The 16,504-nt window shown below is 54.7% G+C and carries 16 protein-coding genes; 6 read left to right on the plus strand and 10 right to left on the minus strand.

Features of this window, described 5'->3' with window-relative positions; translation table 11 throughout:
• Positions 1–72 precede the first annotated feature (72 nt).
• Positions 73–477: a Cu(I)-responsive transcriptional regulator gene (cueR, locus tag DXU84_RS00755; RefSeq protein WP_013576588.1), complete on the plus strand. Its 405-nt coding sequence runs from the start codon at positions 73–75 to the stop codon at positions 475–477.
• On the opposite strand, the gene DXU84_RS00760 is transcribed toward cueR, so the two are convergent.
• From DXU84_RS00760 to tesA, 5 genes are all read right to left on the minus strand, one after another.
• Positions 474–929: an NfeD family protein gene (locus tag DXU84_RS00760; protein WP_013576587.1), complete on the minus strand. Its 456-nt coding sequence runs from the start codon at positions 927–929 to the stop codon at positions 474–476. The genes cueR and DXU84_RS00760 overlap by 4 nt on opposite strands.
• On the minus strand, positions 929–1,849 hold the full coding sequence (locus DXU84_RS00765) for an SPFH domain-containing protein (protein WP_037036893.1): 921 nt from the start codon (positions 1,847–1,849) through the stop codon (positions 929–931). The genes DXU84_RS00760 and DXU84_RS00765 overlap by 1 nt, the downstream gene beginning before the upstream one ends.
• A gap of 236 nt (positions 1,850–2,085) precedes the next feature.
• Positions 2,086–2,943: a co-chaperone YbbN gene (locus tag DXU84_RS00770; RefSeq protein ID WP_131638164.1), complete on the minus strand. Its 858-nt coding sequence runs from the start codon at positions 2,941–2,943 to the stop codon at positions 2,086–2,088.
• 87 nt (positions 2,944–3,030) lie between these two features.
• On the minus strand, positions 3,031–3,807 hold the full coding sequence (locus DXU84_RS00775; RefSeq protein WP_153374585.1) for an SDR family oxidoreductase: 777 nt from the start codon (positions 3,805–3,807) through the stop codon (positions 3,031–3,033).
• A 122-nt stretch (positions 3,808–3,929) separates the two neighbouring features.
• A complete protein-coding gene (gene tesA, locus DXU84_RS00780; RefSeq protein ID WP_015690300.1) occupies positions 3,930–4,559 on the minus strand; it encodes a multifunctional acyl-CoA thioesterase I/protease I/lysophospholipase L1 in 630 nt (209 codons plus the stop codon).
• On the opposite strand from tesA, the gene ybbA reads away from it, so the two are divergent.
• Together ybbA and ybbP are read left to right on the plus strand one after the other, a co-directional pair.
• On the plus strand, positions 4,530–5,216 hold the full coding sequence (ybbA, locus tag DXU84_RS00785; protein WP_015690299.1) for a putative ABC transporter ATP-binding protein YbbA: 687 nt from the start codon (positions 4,530–4,532) through the stop codon (positions 5,214–5,216). The genes tesA and ybbA overlap by 30 nt on opposite strands.
• The gene (gene ybbP / locus DXU84_RS00790; protein ID WP_015690298.1) at positions 5,213–7,645 is read left to right on the plus strand and encodes a putative ABC transporter permease subunit YbbP; all 2,433 of its coding nucleotides are present in this window, start codon (positions 5,213–5,215) and stop codon (positions 7,643–7,645) included. The genes ybbA and ybbP overlap by 4 nt, the downstream gene beginning before the upstream one ends.
• A gap of 145 nt (positions 7,646–7,790) precedes the next feature.
• Here ybbP and purK read toward each other — a convergent pair whose 3' ends face one another.
• Both purK and purE read right to left on the minus strand, forming a co-directional pair.
• A complete protein-coding gene (gene purK, locus DXU84_RS00795; RefSeq protein WP_153374587.1) occupies positions 7,791–8,855 on the minus strand; it encodes a 5-(carboxyamino)imidazole ribonucleotide synthase in 1,065 nt (354 codons plus the stop codon).
• Entirely contained in the window at positions 8,852–9,361 is a 510-nt protein-coding gene (gene purE / locus DXU84_RS00800) for a 5-(carboxyamino)imidazole ribonucleotide mutase (protein WP_013576579.1), read from the minus strand. Before purE ends, purK begins: the two co-directional genes overlap by 4 nt.
• Positions 9,362–9,541: 180 nt before the next feature.
• Here purE and DXU84_RS00805 point away from each other — a divergent pair, with 180 nt between their 5' ends.
• Positions 9,542–10,174: a tRNA-(ms[2]io[6]A)-hydroxylase gene (locus DXU84_RS00805; RefSeq protein WP_119261875.1), complete on the plus strand. Its 633-nt coding sequence runs from the start codon at positions 9,542–9,544 to the stop codon at positions 10,172–10,174.
• A gap of 111 nt (positions 10,175–10,285) precedes the next feature.
• On the opposite strand, the gene lpxH is transcribed toward DXU84_RS00805, so the two are convergent.
• Together lpxH and ppiB are read right to left on the minus strand one after the other, a co-directional pair.
• Positions 10,286–11,008, minus strand: a complete 723-nt coding sequence (gene lpxH, locus DXU84_RS00810; RefSeq protein ID WP_013576576.1) for a UDP-2,3-diacylglucosamine diphosphatase — start codon at positions 11,006–11,008, stop codon at positions 10,286–10,288.
• 11 nt (positions 11,009–11,019) lie between these two features.
• Complete coding sequence (gene ppiB, locus DXU84_RS00815; protein WP_013576575.1) at positions 11,020–11,514, minus strand: peptidylprolyl isomerase B; 495 nt, start codon at positions 11,512–11,514, stop codon at positions 11,020–11,022.
• A 227-nt stretch (positions 11,515–11,741) separates the two neighbouring features.
• On the opposite strand from ppiB, the gene cysS reads away from it, so the two are divergent.
• Both cysS and alkA read left to right on the plus strand, forming a co-directional pair.
• A complete protein-coding gene (gene cysS / locus DXU84_RS00820; protein WP_013576574.1) occupies positions 11,742–13,133 on the plus strand; it encodes a cysteine--tRNA ligase in 1,392 nt (463 codons plus the stop codon).
• 68 nt (positions 13,134–13,201) lie between these two features.
• The gene (gene alkA, locus DXU84_RS00825) at positions 13,202–14,074 is read left to right on the plus strand and encodes a DNA-3-methyladenine glycosylase 2 (RefSeq protein ID WP_370461704.1); all 873 of its coding nucleotides are present in this window, start codon (positions 13,202–13,204) and stop codon (positions 14,072–14,074) included.
• Positions 14,075–14,081: 7 nt separating this feature from the next.
• Here alkA and DXU84_RS00830 read toward each other — a convergent pair whose 3' ends face one another.
• A complete protein-coding gene (locus tag DXU84_RS00830) occupies positions 14,082–16,364 on the minus strand; it encodes a diguanylate cyclase domain-containing protein (protein ID WP_370461705.1) in 2,283 nt (760 codons plus the stop codon).
• Positions 16,365–16,504 lie beyond the last annotated feature (140 nt).

Raw genomic sequence — 16,504 nt, forward strand, 5'->3', positions numbered from 1 at the left:
TTGACCTGATTGTCAAATTTCACTAGTTATAGAGCATAAACCTTCCAGCAAGGGTAAGGTCAAGGAGGCAAAATGAACATCAGTGATGTGGCGAAAAAAACCGGGCTGACCAGCAAAGCTATTCGTTTTTATGAAGAGAAAGGGCTGGTCACCGCACCGGCTCGCAGTGAAAACGGCTACCGCAGCTATGCACAAAAACATATCGAAGAACTGACGTTGTTGCGCCAGGCGCGGCAGGTTGGTTTTACGCTGGAAGAGTGTCAGGAGCTGGTGGCATTATTCCACAATCCTGACAGGCACAGTGCTGACGTAAAAGCGCGGACATTAGAAAAGGCCGCCGAAATTGCGCGGCACATTGAAGAACTGAAAGTGATGCGTGAGCGCTTACTGACGCTGGCGGAATCCTGCCCCGGCGACGAGGGTGCGGATTGCCCGATCATCGATAATCTCAGCGGCTGCTGTCATAACAAACATTAACGCGCATCGGGTTCTACGCGCAGCGTCGCCCCTTCCACGCCGGTGATAACGACTTTGTCCCCGACGTTCAGAGGGGAGCTGCAGATCGCGCGCCAGCTGCTGTCACCGATTTGTACCCGTGTGAACTGGTTAGTTACCGGTTCCAGCACCGTAGCGTAAGTGCCCACTAATTGCTGGCCTCGCTGATTGAGTGCGGCATTGCCGGAAGATTTATCCACCCGCTGGTTCAGCCACTTCCACCACAGCCACGCCGCCAGAATGGTCAGCAGGGCAAATGCCGTGCCCTGCCATGCCCACGGCAGCGGCAGGATCCACGTGACAGCACCCACCAGGGCCGCCGCCACGCCGCTCCACAGCAAGTAACCACTCGCACCCACCAGCTCAGCTGCCAGTAACAGGCCACCCAGAGACAGCCAGAATACGTGCGGATTTGCCATGAAATCATGCAGCATTATTTGCCGCCTTTGGTTTCTTTCAGCAACTCAGCAATTCCGCCAATGGAGCCCATCAGACTGGTGGCATCCAGCGGCATCATGATGATTTTGCTGTTATTGGCAGAACCGATTTTCGTCAGGGCATCGGTATATTTTTGTGCCACGAAGTAGTTAATCGCCCGCACATCACCGGCCGCAATCGCCTCGGACACCATTTTGGTGGCCTGGGCTTCCGCTTCCGCCGCACGTTCACGCGCTTCTGCCTGCAGGAATGCTGACTGACGCTCACCTTCGGCTTTCAGAATTTGCGACTGTTTTTCACCTTCAGCACGTAAAATGGCGGACTGACGTACACCTTCGGCTTCCAGAATGTCGGCACGTTTTGTACGTTCGGCTTTCATCTGTGCGTTCATCGCAGAGATCAGTTCAGCCGGTGGGCGCACATCACGGATCTCGATACGGGTGATTTTCACGCCCCACGGATTGGTGGCTTCATCGACGATATGCAGCAAACGTGCGTTGATGTTGTCGCGTTGTGACAACATTTCGTCCAGTTCCATCGAGCCGAGAACGGTACGGAAGTTGGTCATCGTCAGGTTAACGATCGCCTGCTCCAGATTGCTGACTTCATAGGCGGCGCGCGCCGGGTCAATCACCTGAATGAAACACACCGCATCGATGGCAACATTGGCGTTATCGCGGGAAATCACTTCCTGAGAAGGAATATCCAGTACCTGTTCCATCATATTGATTTTGCGACCGATGCGGTCGACAAACGGCACCACCAGGTTCAGCCCCGGCATCAGGGTTTTGGTATAGCGGCCAAAACGTTCGACGGTCCACTGGTAGCCCTGGGGCACGATCTTGATCCCGGCGTACACCATCAGCAGCGCCAGTACGATCAGAATAAGGATAGGGATGGGAATAAGGTCAAACATAGTATGAAACTCCTGTAAAACTGTGTTCTGACTATTCACGGGGGAATAATCGAATAAAAACATGTCCCTGGCGCACTCACCGACCGGTCAGGCGCGTGTTCAATTGTCGCACAAATCGTTAAGTCATCGTATTAATAAAAGGATAGTTCAGAGGATAAAAGACGGGGGAAATGCTAAAAAAAACGCACGTCCGGAGAAGTGACGTGCGCAGGGCGTTTACGGTGAAACCGGATGAATCAATAGAGCAGGGAATATAACTGGCGGCGGTATTTGGCGGCCAGCGCATCGCCGGTGCCGAGTGCTGCCATAATATCCATCAGCGTTTTACGTGCTGCACCGTTCGCCGCCCCTAAGTCTTTCTTCAGCGGAGCCATCAGCAGTTCCAGCGCTTCTTCATTACGCCCGACCTGATGAAGTTGCAGGCTGAGTTTGACCACCAGCTCGGCATTCTCAGGATCCTGCGACAACGCCTGCTGAAGTTGCTGAATTTCCGGCGTATCGGCGGCCTGTTTCAGCAACTCGATCTGCGCAATCAGCCCCTGATAACGGGAATCTTTATCCTGTAACGGAATGGTCGCCAGCACGGCTTCGGCATCGTCAGTACGGTGCAGATTAATTTGTGTTTCCGCCAGCAACAAACCGATGTCACTGCGCTGATTGCTCAACTGCCATGCTTCTTTCAGCAACGGCAGGGCACCATTCACATCGCCCGCTTGCAACATTTCCTGCGCCTGAGCCAGTTTCAGCTCTTCTTCTTTCGGCAACACTTTCTGCAGCAGTTCGCGGATCACTTCTTCCGGCTGCGGACCCTGGAAACCATCGACCGGCTGACCGTCTTTGAACAGATAAACGGCAGGGATCGAGCGCAGACCAAACTGCTGGGCGATCATCTGCTCGGCATCGCAGTCCACTTTTGCCAGGATTAGCTGACCGGCGTATTCGACGGCCAGTTTGTCGAGAACCGGACCCAGTTGCAGGCAATGCTGGCTGCGTTCAGACCAGAAATAGAACATCACCGGCACAGACATGGATTGTTCCAGCGTCTGGTGCAGGTTGGTTTCGTTGATATCGATTACTGTAGGTTGTGCAAGCATGAATTCGTTCTCTCTGACTAAGGCGTTTAAAGCATTACTAAAGAAATGGGGGCGACGCGAGCTGCTTCAACCCCGTATCGCTTTTACTTAGCTGTTTCCGCGTAATATTTTGTCCAGCACGCGCGCGGGCAACAGGCGTTTCACCACCGTCAGTGCATGGGCGACCAGTGTGACCGGATAACGCAGGCGCGCGCGCGGATGTTCTAAAGCATGGTGCAGTTTGGGTAAAACCGCCTCCGGCTTGAGTGTAAAACGACGGGCAATACCCGGATTTTCGACCGGCTGGTCGGTCTGCGACTGACTCACATTGGCGGTGAAATTACTGCTCAGCGGGCCGGGTTCAATCAGGCTGACCTGAATACCGGTGCCGTGCAGCTCCATGCGCAGTGTGTCGGACCAGGCCTCCAGTGCAAATTTACTGGCAGCATACACGCCCCGGCGCGGCGTAGTGATCAGCCCCATCACCGAGCTGGTCTGGATAATACGGCCTTCGCCGTGTGGCAACATGGCGGGTAACAGAAGCTGCGTCAGCTGATGTGTACCAAATAAATTGGTGGAAAATTGTTGTTCGAACTGCTCACGGCTGATGCTGCTGAGCGGGCCATAAACGCCGTAACCCGCATTATTAAACAAGCCATACAGACGGTTGCCTGTCAGCGCAATGACCTCGGCGGCCGCAAGTTCGACGCTCTGTTTATCATCAAGATCACACTGAATAGTTTCAAACCCCATCTGCTGCAGCGTGTCGATATCCTGCGTTTTCCGACATGCCGCCAGTACCCGATAACCGCGTGCGCGCAAATCCTGTGCGGCAACCAGCCCGATACCGCTGGAACAACCGGTGATTAATACTGCTTTTTGCATAACTTTACCTGTGAGGTGTCCCTATTTTTTATGACTGTGATTTACTAGGGAGTCGGGTGAAAAAGGTAACGTCTTGGTTTTGCTCACGTCCCGGTATTATTTTTATTCGTCGTATTTTAACCCTAATGCGTCAGCAGCGGCGTGAGTTTTTCTGACATCCATCCGGCAATAAACGATTGTGCTGCCAGCGCAGGATGTAAACCGTCGTCCTGCATCCATTCAGGTTTCACGGCGACCTGCTCCATAAAGAACGGCACCAGCGGGATGTTTTCCTGCTTTGCCAGCGCCGGATAAATGGCGTAGAACGCGTCGCCGTAGCGGCGGCCATAATTGGGTGGCAGACGGATTTGCATCAGCAACGGTTGGGCATTGCTCTGTTTTACCTGTTCAATCACCTGTTGCAGCGTCCGGGAAAGGGTTTGTGGCGGGAAACCCCGCAATCCGTCGTTGGCGCCTAGTTCAATCAGCACCCAGCGGGGGTGATGTTGTTGCAGCAAGGATGGCAGGCGTGCCAGCCCTTGTTCAGCGGTATCGCCGCTGATACTGGCGTTAATTATGGTGGGCTTACCACCTTCTTTTTGCCATGTGTTATTCAGTAATGTCGGCCAGGATTCGGCTACCGGAAGGCGATAGACTGCACTCAAACTGTCGCCAATAATCAGCAAGTTATCAGCAGCAACGGCGCGAAAACTCAATAATCCTAACAACATAAGGAAGGGGAGATGCCAGCGGAAAATGTTCTTGAAGTTCATCATCTAAGTAAGCACGTCGGTCAGGGTGAAGGTCAGCTCACCATCCTGTCCGGTGTGGAGCTGGTTGTCAAACCTGCCCAGACAATTGCCCTGATTGGCGAATCCGGTTCCGGTAAATCCACCTTGCTGGGCATTCTTGCCGGGCTGGATGATGGCACCCGGGGTGATGTGAAATTACTGGGCAAATCCCTCAGCGAACTCAATGAGGAAGGGCGCGCGGCGCTACGGGCAAAAAATGTCGGTTTCGTGTTCCAGTCTTTCATGCTGGTGCCGACACTCAACGCACTGGAAAACGTCCAGCTTCCTGCGTTGTTGCGCGGTGAAAGCGACAGCAGCAGTCGTCAGCAGGCCGTGCAGTTACTGGAAAGTCTCGGGCTGGGCGGGCGTCTGCATCATCTTCCGGCGCAGCTTTCCGGCGGCGAACAACAGCGTGTGGCGCTGGCGCGGGCATTCATCGGCAAGCCGAAATTATTGTTTGCCGATGAGCCGACCGGCAATCTGGATCGCGTGACCGGCGAGCGTATTGTCGATTTGCTGTTTTCACTGAACCGCGATGCGGCAACGACGCTGATTCTGGTCACCCATGACGAACAGCTGGCGGCGCGCTGTCAGCGGCGGTTGCGTCTGCGTGACGGGAAATTATGGGAGGAAGCATGATCTGGCGCTGGTTCTGGCGGGAATGGCGTTCGCCTTCGCTGCTGATCGTCTGGCTGGCGCTGACCCTGGCAGTGGCCTGTGTGCTGGCGCTTGGCAGTATCAGCGACCGCATGGACAAAGGGCTGAGTCAGCAAAGCCGTGAGTTTATCGCCGGGGATCGCGTCCTGCGTTCCGCGCATCCGATTACGGAAGCCTGGTTGCAGGATGCACAGTCGCAGGGGCTGAAAGTCAGCCGTCAGCTCTCTTTTATGACCATGACGTTTGCCGGCGAAACGCCGCAACTGGCGGCGGTGAAAGCCACCGATCTGGCATATCCGCTGTATGGCGCGTTACAAACCGAACCGGCAGGACTGAAACCTGAACCGGGAACGGTGCTGGTCGCGCCGCGCCTGCTGGCACTGCTGAACGTAAAAGTCGGCGACAATCTGGATGTCGGAGATACCACGCTGAAAATCGCCGGTGTGATTGTTCAGGAGCCGGATTCGGGCTTTAACCCGTTCCAGACTGCGCCCCGTGTGATCATGAATCTGGAAGACGTGCCGAAAACCGGGGCTGTTCAGCCGGGCAGTCGTCTGACCTATCGCTATATGTTTGCCGGTTCGCCGCAAGCGATTCAAAGTTACGGCGAAGCGATAAAAGGGCTGCTTAAGCCTGATCAGCGCTGGAGCGGGATGGAAGATTCCGACGGGGCGCTGGGCAAATCATTACAGCGCTCTCAGCAATTCCTCACGCTGTCGGCACTGCTGACCCTGATGCTGTCAATCGCCGCGATTGCCGTGTCGATGGGGCATTACTGCCGGAGCCGTTATGATCTGGTTGCGGTCCTGAAAACGCTGGGTGCCGGGAAAAAGGCGCTGCAAAAGCTGATTATCGGTCAGTGGCTGGCGGTGCTGGCGCTGGCGGGGTTGTGCGGCAGCGTGGTTGGTCTGGCATTTGAAGCCATCCTGATGAAAGTGCTGGCGCCGGTTTTGCCTGCAGAATTACCGCCTGCCGGTGGCTGGCCGTGGGTGTGGTCGATGGGCGCGATGGTGGTGATCTCGCTGTTGATCGGCATTCGTCCGTATCGCCAGTTGCTTGCGACCCAGCCACTGCGGGTGCTGCGCCATGATGTGGTGGCAAATGTCTGGCCGCTGCGTTATTTCCTGCCGGTGATGGTTGTGGTAGTGGTGGGTTTGCTGGCAGCGCTGATGGGCGGCAGTGCGCTGCTCTGGTCATTGCTGGCGGGCGTACTGGTACTTTCGCTGCTGCTTGGTCTGATTGGCTGGGGGGCGCTGCTGCTGTTACGCAAGCTGACATTCCGTCAGTTACCGCTGCGTCTGGCGGTCAACCGTCTGCTGCGTCAGCCGTGGGTGACGCTCAGCCAACTGGCGGCATTCTCGATGTCATTTATGTTGCTGGCGTTGCTGCTGGTGATGCGCGGGGATTTACTGGATCGCTGGGAGCAACAACTGCCGCCGGACAGCCCGAATTACTTTCTGCTTAATATCACCAAAGACCAAATCCCGCAGGTGACGGATTTCCTGCATCAGCATAACGCGCAACCGGAAACCTTCTACCCGATTGTGCGGGTACGTCTGACGAAGATTAACGACAAAGTTGCCACTGATATCATCAAACCGGATGACGCAGGGGGAGAGGCGGTCAACCGTGAACTGAATCTGACCTGGATGCAGGGACTGCCGGATCACAATCCGCTGGTTGCAGGCAACGGACCGCCGAAAGCCGGTGAAGTGTCGGTAGATGAAGGGCTGGCGGGGCGTCTGGGACTGAAGCTGGGCGATACCGTCACGTTCAGCGGTGATACGCAGGAATTCAGCGCCAAAATCACCAGCCTGCGTAAAGTGGACTGGGACAGCCTGAAGCCGAATTTCTACTTCATCTTCCCGCCGGGTGCGCTGGATGCACAACCGCAAAGCTGGCTGACCAGCTTCCGTTATCACGGTGATGTCAGCACCATCACGCAGCTTAACCGTCAGTTCCCGACGCTGAGTTTGCTGGATATCGGCTCTATCCTGCGTCAGGTCGGCCAGGTATTACAGCAGGTGAGTCGGGCGCTGGAAGTGATGGTGATCCTGGTGATGCTGTGCGGCGGATTGCTGCTGCTGGCGCAAATTCAGGTCGGCATGCGTCAGCGCCGTCAGGAGCTGATTGTTTACCGCACGCTGGGTGCCAGCAAAAAAATGCTGCACCGGACATTGTGGTGTGAATTTGCCGTGCTCGGGCTGGTGGCGGGGATCGCCGCCGCCATCGGCGCGGAAGCTGCATTGTGGCTACTGCAACGCCAGGTTTTCGATTTCCCATGGGAACCGAATTATCTGATGTGGATTGCGGTACCGGTGGTCAGCGCGGTGCTGCTGTCGGTTTGCGGCGGTTGGCTGGGTGTGCGGTTGCTGCGGGGGCGGGCGTTGTTCCGGCAATACGACTCGTAGTTTCTAAACTCCTCCCCCTGCGAAGGGGGAGGCAGGGAGGGGGTTTTAATGGCTAACTGTTTGTCAAAGCACACTTTAACTATGAGATTTTGACCTTAATACCCCACCCCAACCCTCCCCTTCGCAGGGGAGGGAGCCGATCAAATCAAAGCTTTTCAACTGCCCATTCAATCCCGCTGGCGTATTCTTCCGGCAGCATCGGGACCAGTGCGTTGAGATTGTCTTTCAGCAGGCTGGCGCTGGCGTCGTTGAGATTCAGGTGTCCGACTTTACGACCCGGACGCACGTCTTTCTCGTACCAGTGCAGATTGACCAGCGGCAGGCTCAGCCATTTTTCTGACACATCCGTGCCAATCAGATTCACCATCACTGACGGTGTGCTCACCACCGGTTTCGGCAGCGGCAGACCAAGGATGGCGCGCAGATGCATTTCAAACTGACTGTAAGAGGCGCCGTTCTGTGTCCAGTGCCCGCTGTTATGCACACGCGGTGCCAGCTCATTGATCAGCAAACCTTCGCTGACCACGAAACACTCCATTGCCATCACGCCGACATAATTCAGTTCGTTCATGATCGCTGACAGCATGTTTTCTGCCTGCTGTTGCAGGGCGGCATCCGGCTGCGGCAGCGCAACACTGGTGCGCAGAATGCCGTCCTGATGCAGGTTATGGGTCAGCGGATAAAACACGGTTTTACCATCGTGACCGCGCGCGCCCACCAGCGAAACTTCACCGGAGAAGTTGATACCCTGCTCAACGATGCATTCGCCATAGCAATCCTGCGGCAGCGTATTTTCTTCACCAGAACGCAGACGCCACTGACCCCGGCCGTCGTACCCGCCGACGCGACGTTTCACAATCGCCAGTTGGCCAAGCCGGGAGAATACCTGCGGCCATTCGGCGGCATCGGCCAGCAATTGCCACGGCGCAGTCGCCAGACCGAGCTGGTCGAGCAACTGTTTTTGCGTCAGGCGATCGGCCAGACGCGGGAAAATGTCGCGGTTAACGAACGCATTGTGCGTCGCCAGTTCGCGCGTCAGCGCCGTTTCCGGCCAGCGTTCGATTTCAGCGGTGATCACGCTTTGCTGATACGGCACGGCTTCCGGTTCAGCATCAAGGCCGACAGGATAGACGGCGATGCCCAGCGGTTCACCGGCCTGACGCAGCATTCGGCCTAACTGGCCGTTTCCGAGTACGCAAACCGGTTTCATGCTTCCTCCCGCGGGTCGGGATTATTCAGCACTTCGTCAGTTTGTGCGGTGCGCCACGCGGCCAGGTTTTTAGCAATCTCGGCATCGTGCAGCGCCAGAATCTGTGCCGCCAGCAATGCGGCGTTTGCGGCACCGGCTTTACCGATCGCCAGCGTACCGACCGGAATACCACGCGGCATTTGCACGATGGAATAGAGACTGTCGATGCCACTGAGTGCAGCACTTTGTACCGGCACGCCCAGCACCGGCACCAGCGTTTTCGCCGCCAGCATGCCCGGTAAATGCGCTGCGCCACCGGCACCCGCGATGATCACATCAAAACCGTTAGCGGAAGCCTGCTCAGCGAAAGTAAACAATTTGTCCGGCGTACGGTGAGCGGAGACGATATCGACATGGAAAGGAATATTCAGCGTTGTGAGGACGTCGGCGGCGAACTGCATGGTCGCCCAGTCACTTTTAGACCCCATAACGATGGCGATTTTTGCCGGGGTAACGTTGGATGACATGTCTGTAAAGCTCCTGTGATTCGGAAATAGAAACTGCGAGGGCGCAAATGATAGCACGCTCCGTGAGGGAGGAAAACGGTTGCGTCGCCGGAAAACGGCGCATTTTTGATGAGAAGTTGACGGCAGATTTGTATAATCCAAACCAATATATTAATGATAAACTTCATTGGAAACTGATTTATGACGCAGGCTTTACTGGCACCGATTTATGATTTTCTTCACTGTGAAACACCCGCTCTGTGGGTGGATGTGGCGCTGGAAAATCAGACGGTGATGCTGATCGACCACGCTAACTGTGAAAAGAAGGCGGCGGCCACGGCGATGAGCCTGATGACCAAATATCTGGATCGCACCGAGCTGCTGTTTTGTGCGGCGCGTCTGGCGCGTGAAGAGCTTCATCACTTCGAACAAGTGGTGGAAATCATGCAAAAGCGCAATATTACTTATACCCAGCTTTCCCCCTCGCGCTACGCCAGCGGTATGATCAAACATACCCGTCATCACGATGATCTGAATATTCTGGTCGACCGGCTGATTATCGGGGCGTACATAGAAGCGCGATCCTGTGAGCGTTTTGCCAAAATTGCGCCGCATCTCGACGAAACCTTGTCGCGTTTTTACAACTCATTGCTGCGTTCAGAATCACGGCATTTTGCCGATTATCTGGCGCTGGCGGAGCAATATGCCGGAACGGATATCAGTGAGCGGGTAGAGGAGTTTGGCAGAATTGAAGCGGAACTGATCCTCACGCCGGACGAACAATTCCGCTTCCATTCAGGCGTACCCGTTACCCTTCATACTTCGGGCTGCTGATGCGTTGACTGCACTCATTCACCCCGGTCACTTAGTCAGCTAAGCTCCCAGGGATTCATGAGCTTGTCGCCTTCCAGCAACTCAAATTATTTTGGGTAACTTTGAGGTGACTTAAAACGGAAAGCTGATCAGCTCGACGTTATCGGCGGTGACTTTCACCATCGAGCCTTCTTCGTGCCATGCGCCGAGTACCACGCGGTGGCCGGTTTTATTCCCCAGTGGCACATCATGAATTGCCGGACGATGGGTGTGACCGTGAATCATCCACTCCACGCCTGCCATCTGCATTTCGCTGACCACCGCCTGCGGGTTCACATCCATAATTTCCAGTGATTTGCCCTGGTTTGACGCCTTGCTGTTGGCGCGCATTCTGGCGGCAATCGCCAGTCGCCATTTCAGCGGCAGCATCAGGAAAAGTTTCTGGATCAGCGGATTGTGGACTTTTTTGCGGAAGTTCTGATACGCGACATCGTCGGTGCACAGTGTATCGCCGTGCAGGATCAGGACGCGGCGTCCGTACAGTTCCAGCACTTTTTTCTCCGGCAGCAACGTCATCAGGCTCTCGCGGGCGAAACGTCTGCCGAGCAGAAAATCGCGGTTGCCGTGAATGAAGAAGCAGGGCACACCTTGCTGGTGTAACTGATTCAGTGCCGCCGAGATTTCAGCGTGAAGCGGCTGCGGATCGTCGTCGCCAATCCAGGCTTCGAACAGGTCACCGAGAATGTACAGGGCGTCGGCCTGCGGCGCATCTTCACGTAGAAAACGCAGAAAACCGGCAGTGATTGCCGGTTCCTGTGCGCAAAGATGGATATCTGCGATAAAAAACGTGGTCATCCCGACGTTGATTATTCGCTGACTGTCACGCTTTTGATCACAACATCTTCTTTTGGAACGTCCTGGTGCATACCGCTGCGGCCGGTTTTGACGGCTTTGATCGCGTCAACCACGTCCTGACCTTCAACCACTTCTGCGAATACGCAGTAGCCCCAACCTTGTGCGTTTTTGCCGCTGTGGTTCAGGAAGTCGTTGTCAGTTACGTTGATGAAGAACTGTGCCGTGGCGGAATGCGGATCGTTGGTACGCGCCATCGCCAGCGTGCCTTTGGTGTTTTTCAGGCCGTTGTCTGCTTCGTTATTGATAGGCGCATCGGTGTTTTTCTGGTTCATGCCTGGCTCAAAACCGCCGCCCTGGATCATGAAACCGTTAATCACACGGTGGAAAATTGTGTTGTCGTAGAAGCCTTTACGGCAATAGTTCAGGAAGTTTTCAACCGTGGCTGGCGCTTTGTCAGCGAAAGTTTTAATGACGATGTCGCCGTGGTTGGTGTGGAAAGTGACCATAATTATCATCCTGCTAATGTTGATGTGTGCTCTTAGTAAGAGCGGCTACTATAGCCTTTTCTTATACCATAACTCAAAAGTTGCCGTCAGCAGCGGCTTTGTGACGACTAAAGCCCGTCCGGCGGCCTTATGCCGTTTCGGTGAAATCATTTTCGTTATATTATACGCGTTAGTGTCGCTTAAACGCGCCAACGTCATTTTCTACGCCCAACACACGGAATAGCCTGATGCTGAAGATTTTTAATACCCTGAGTCGCCAAAAAGAGGAATTCAAGCCAATTCATGCCGGTAAAGTCGGGATGTACGTGTGTGGGATCACTGTTTACGACCTGTGTCATATCGGCCACGGTCGCACCTTTGTGTCTTTCGACGTGGTGTCGCGTTACCTGCGTTACCTCGGTTATGACCTGAAATACGTGCGCAATATCACCGATATCGACGATAAAATCATTAAACGTGCCGCTGAAAATGGCGAAACGTTTATGGCGCTGACCGACCGTATGATCGCCGAGATGCATGCTGATTTTGCTTCACTGAACATTCTGCCGCCGGACTCCGAACCGCGCGCCACGCAGCACATTCACGAAATTATCGATATCGTGCAGAAGCTGATTGACCGTGACCACGCCTATGTCGCGTCGAACGGTGATGTGATGTTCTGGGTGGAAAGTGATCCGGATTACGGACTGTTGTCCCGTCAGGATCTGGATCAGTTACAGGCGGGTGCGCGCGTCGAAGTCGAAGCCAACGTGAAACGCAATCCGATGGATTTCGTACTGTGGAAAATGTCCAAGCCGGGCGAACCGAGCTGGACATCTCCGTGGGGCGAAGGTCGCCCGGGCTGGCATATCGAATGTTCTGCGATGAACTGCAAACAGCTCGGTGCGCATTTCGATATTCACGGTGGCGGTTCTGACCTGATGTTCCCGCACCACGAGAACGAAATTGCGCAGTCAAGCTGTGCCCATGACGGCCCGTATGTGAATACCTGGATGCACTCCGGCATGGTGATGATCGACCGCGAAAAGATGTCCAAATCACTGGATAACTTCTTCACCGTGCGCGATGTGCTGAAATATTATGACGCTGAAAGCGTGCGTTACTTCCTGATGTCGGGTCACTATCGCAGCCAGCTAAACTACAGCGAAGAGAACCTGAAACTGGCGCGTACCTCGATGGAGCGTCTGTACACCGCACTGCGCGGCACTGATGCCGCTGCAACGCCAGCCGGTGGTGAGGCTTTCGTTACGCGCTTCCGTGCGGCTATGGACGATGATTTCAACACACCGGAAGCTTATTCCGTGTTGTTCGATATGGCACGTGACATCAACCGCCTGAAAACGGAAGACCTGTCTGCGGCCAACGGTCTGGCAGCGGAACTGCGGCAACTGGCAGGTGTACTTGGCCTGCTGGAGCAGGATCCGGAGCAGTTCCTGAAATCCGGTGCTCAGGCGGATAACGATGACGAAGTGGCTGAAATCGAAGCGTTGATTAAACAGCGTAACGATGCCCGCGCCAGCAAAGACTGGGGCATGGCGGATAAAGCGCGTGATCGTCTCAATGAAATGGGTATCGTTTTAGAAGACGGCGCAGCAGGGACCACCTGGCGTAGAAAATAGTCTATTCTTTTGTTCTTAATACTGAATTATGGCTCCCAACCGGGGGCCATTTTTATAAGGATCATGCTGTGACAACCCTGTTTCTGACCTATCAGCCTCCGTATGACTGGCAATGGATGACGGCATTTCTCGGCGCGCGTGCATTGCAGGGTGTTGAACAGCAGGATGGCGAATATTACCAGCGTACGCTGGCGGTGATGCACCACGGCGAACGGCTGACCGGCTGGTTGCGGTTGCGTCCGTTGCCTGAGCGAAATGGCGTTGAGCTGGAAGTGTCGACGTCGCTTTCGCCGGTCACGGAGAACATAGCTGCCCGGGTGCGGCGGTTGCTGGATCTGGACGCGCAACCCACGCTTATCGCCGAGGGTCTGGGGGGATTGGCTGACAATGCGCCGGGATTACGCCTGCCGGGCTGCGTCAACCGTTTTGAACTGATGGTGCGCGCGATCCTCGGGCAACTGGTGAGCGTGAAAATGGCGGCGACACTGGCGACGCGGCTGACTGAAAAATGGGGCGAACCGGTGCGTACGCCGTTTGCCGCGCTGACGCATTTGTTTCCGTCTGCAGCGGCCATCGGGCAGTTAACGGTAGACGATTTACGGGGTATTGGTGTGCAGGCCAAACGTGCAGCGTGTCTGATTAATATTGCGCAGGCAGTGGATGAGGGGCGCTTGCCGCTGGATGACATCACCGATGTGCAGGACGGAATAAAACAGCTGCAGGCGATGCCGGGGATTGGCAACTGGACTGCCAGTTATGTGGCAATGCGCGCCTGGTCTGCGCCTGATATTTTTCTCGGCGGTGACTATCTGATTAAACAGCGTTTTCCGGGCATGACGCCCGCGAAGATAGCCCGCTATGCCGAAGTCTGGAAACCTTGGCGCACCTACGCCACGCTGCATTTGTGGTTCAATAATGAGTGGCAGCCGGATACGCCGTAGGCGGGGATTAACGTGACACTTCTGTGCCAGACTGATGGTCTTCAGGGGGGATGGCACCGCTGGTATGCGCAGTGGCCGTTTTTTGCGCCGGTTCATATTTATAAACCCGCCCGCGTCCGTTGTGTTTGGCGATGTAGCAGGCCATATCCGCCTGTGCCATGTATTCGCTGCCGGTGATGCCCGCATCGTTTATTTGCGTCATTCCTGCGCTGGCTCCGATCCGGTAGGCATTTCCTTCCCAGATAAATTTGAAATCGTTGATTTTGTCCACCAGATGCTGCAGCGTTCCCAGCCCTTCTTCCTGAGGACAATCAAATAAGATCAGCGCAAATTCATCGCCGCCCAGCCTTGCCAGCCGGTCGCTGTTGCGGATGTTCTCCTGCATCAGTGCGCTGATCTGGCGCAGCAGTTCATCCCCTGCAGCATGTCCTGCGGTGTCGTTAATCGCTTTAAAATGATCCAGATCGATAAACGCCAGACCGTGAGGCTGACGTTGTGTTGCAGTCAGATTCAGCGCTTTTTTCAGGCTCGATTCGAAACTGCCACGATTCGACAACCCGGTGAGTAAATCGTGAGAGGCGCTGTAACTGAGTTTTCGCATCAGTTCGCGGGATTTACTGACGTCCTGTAGCACCAGCACAATGCCAATCGGTTCGTCTTTCAGGGTGCGCAGCGGTGACACTGCCAGCTGAACATCAAACAAAGCCGTGTGATGGCCGTGCAGAACCAGCGAACGCTCAACGGAAGAGTGCAGATTTTCATTGATATCAAACTGCAAAAGATCGTCGATAAGCGGCCCTCCCGCTCCTTTGCTGATGCGCACGATGCGGCCTACCGGTTGCCCCTGCGCCTGCTGTTCTGTCCAGCCAGTCATTTTCTCTGCGACCGGATTCATGAAAGTGATATTCATATTCCGGTCGGTGGAGATCACCGCTTCATTGATCGAATTCAGCGTGATATGCAGCAGCTCTTTTTCTTCATGCAGCGCTTCCGAAAGGCGCTTGTTAGTCATTTCGGTGTGTTTAAGCTCGTTGATATCTTCAATCTGAGAAATGAAATACATCGGATTATGGTGTTCATCACGCACCAGAGATACGGCGAGGAATGCCCAGATAACTTCTCCGCTGCGGCGCAGATAACGTTTCTCCAGGGTGTAACTCTGGATGTCATCGTTCAGCAATTGCTGCAACAGCGCCAGGTCTTTGCCCAGATCTTCATGATAGGTAATTTCCTGGAACGTCAGGGTGGTCAGATATTCCGCCTCATAACCCAGCAGATGACACAGGGCTTTGTTCACCTGCAGCAGCTTGCCTTCCGGTGATACCAGCGTCATGCCAATTGCGGAATATTCCATGGCGTTTCGGAAGCGATTTTCACTTTGCGTGATGTGAGATTTTTCAGTACGCAACGCATGCATTGCCATCGCCATGGCATTCGCAGGCATCAGAATCAATAGCAGCGGCAGGAAAATCAATCCCTGAGGGAGCTGATCCGCCAGGTGCGGCTGAACGGAAATAATGCCGCTGGTATGCAGTAACGCAATCATCAGTGTCATCGAGAGGAAAATGATGAACGATTCCATACGGGGTAAACGGATGGCGGCCGATAACAGCGGAATGGTGATAAAGGCGAAAGTGTAAGGCAGCCATTTCAGGGCCAGAAAACCGGCCGCCAGCGTCAGGATCAACGTCAGAAGCAGTCCGAAAAGACGCGGCGAGGTGATCAGTTTAACCAGGTAGCCGCGATGGTAGATAAGCCCCAGCGGCGTGAGCGCGAGGATCGCCACGGCTTCTGACATAAACCAGGTGGTAAAGCGACTTTGTAATTCTGCCGGAGAATGAACATGCAGAATAAACAACAGCATGATTAACGCGCTGACCAGCGGGCAGAAGATCACCGCGACGAAAAGGAATTTCATCCAGGAACTCAGCCCCGAAAGCGGATCCTGCGCCGGCAATATTCTGCGCAATAAATCCGCACACAGAGAAGCCTCAATAAGGTTGTTGAGCAGATAAGGCAGATAGCGAAAGAAGGGCGTACCGAGGATCGTATGTGATGCCGCGATGCCCAGTGCGGCGGCGCACAGCAGCGGGATCCAGTCGCGATAGCGATGGTGGAATAAAACAGGGATCAGCAATGCTGTCGGTAGCCACAATCCGGCGAGGCTGGACGACTTCTGAATGATACTCAAACAGGCAAAGGCCAGCAGGCAGGTTGAGATGCCTAAAAGTAAGCAGGATGTCCAGTTTGCCCGATTAGCCCCAGTTGAGGGCGGCTTGCTATTTTCCACGGTGAAAACCTTTTTCTGGCTGACGGAGCGTTGCAGGCAGTCGCAGTGATACTTATTGATTAATGTTATCAATGCACTACCGCAGGGCGAACTGCGGCAGGGGTTAATGAGTACCGGAAAATCAGCGCTAATGATTAATA

Source organism: Rahnella sp. RcJ3 (assembly GCF_009498575.1).
Taxonomy (GTDB): Bacteria; Pseudomonadota; Gammaproteobacteria; order Enterobacterales; family Enterobacteriaceae; genus Rahnella; species Rahnella aceris.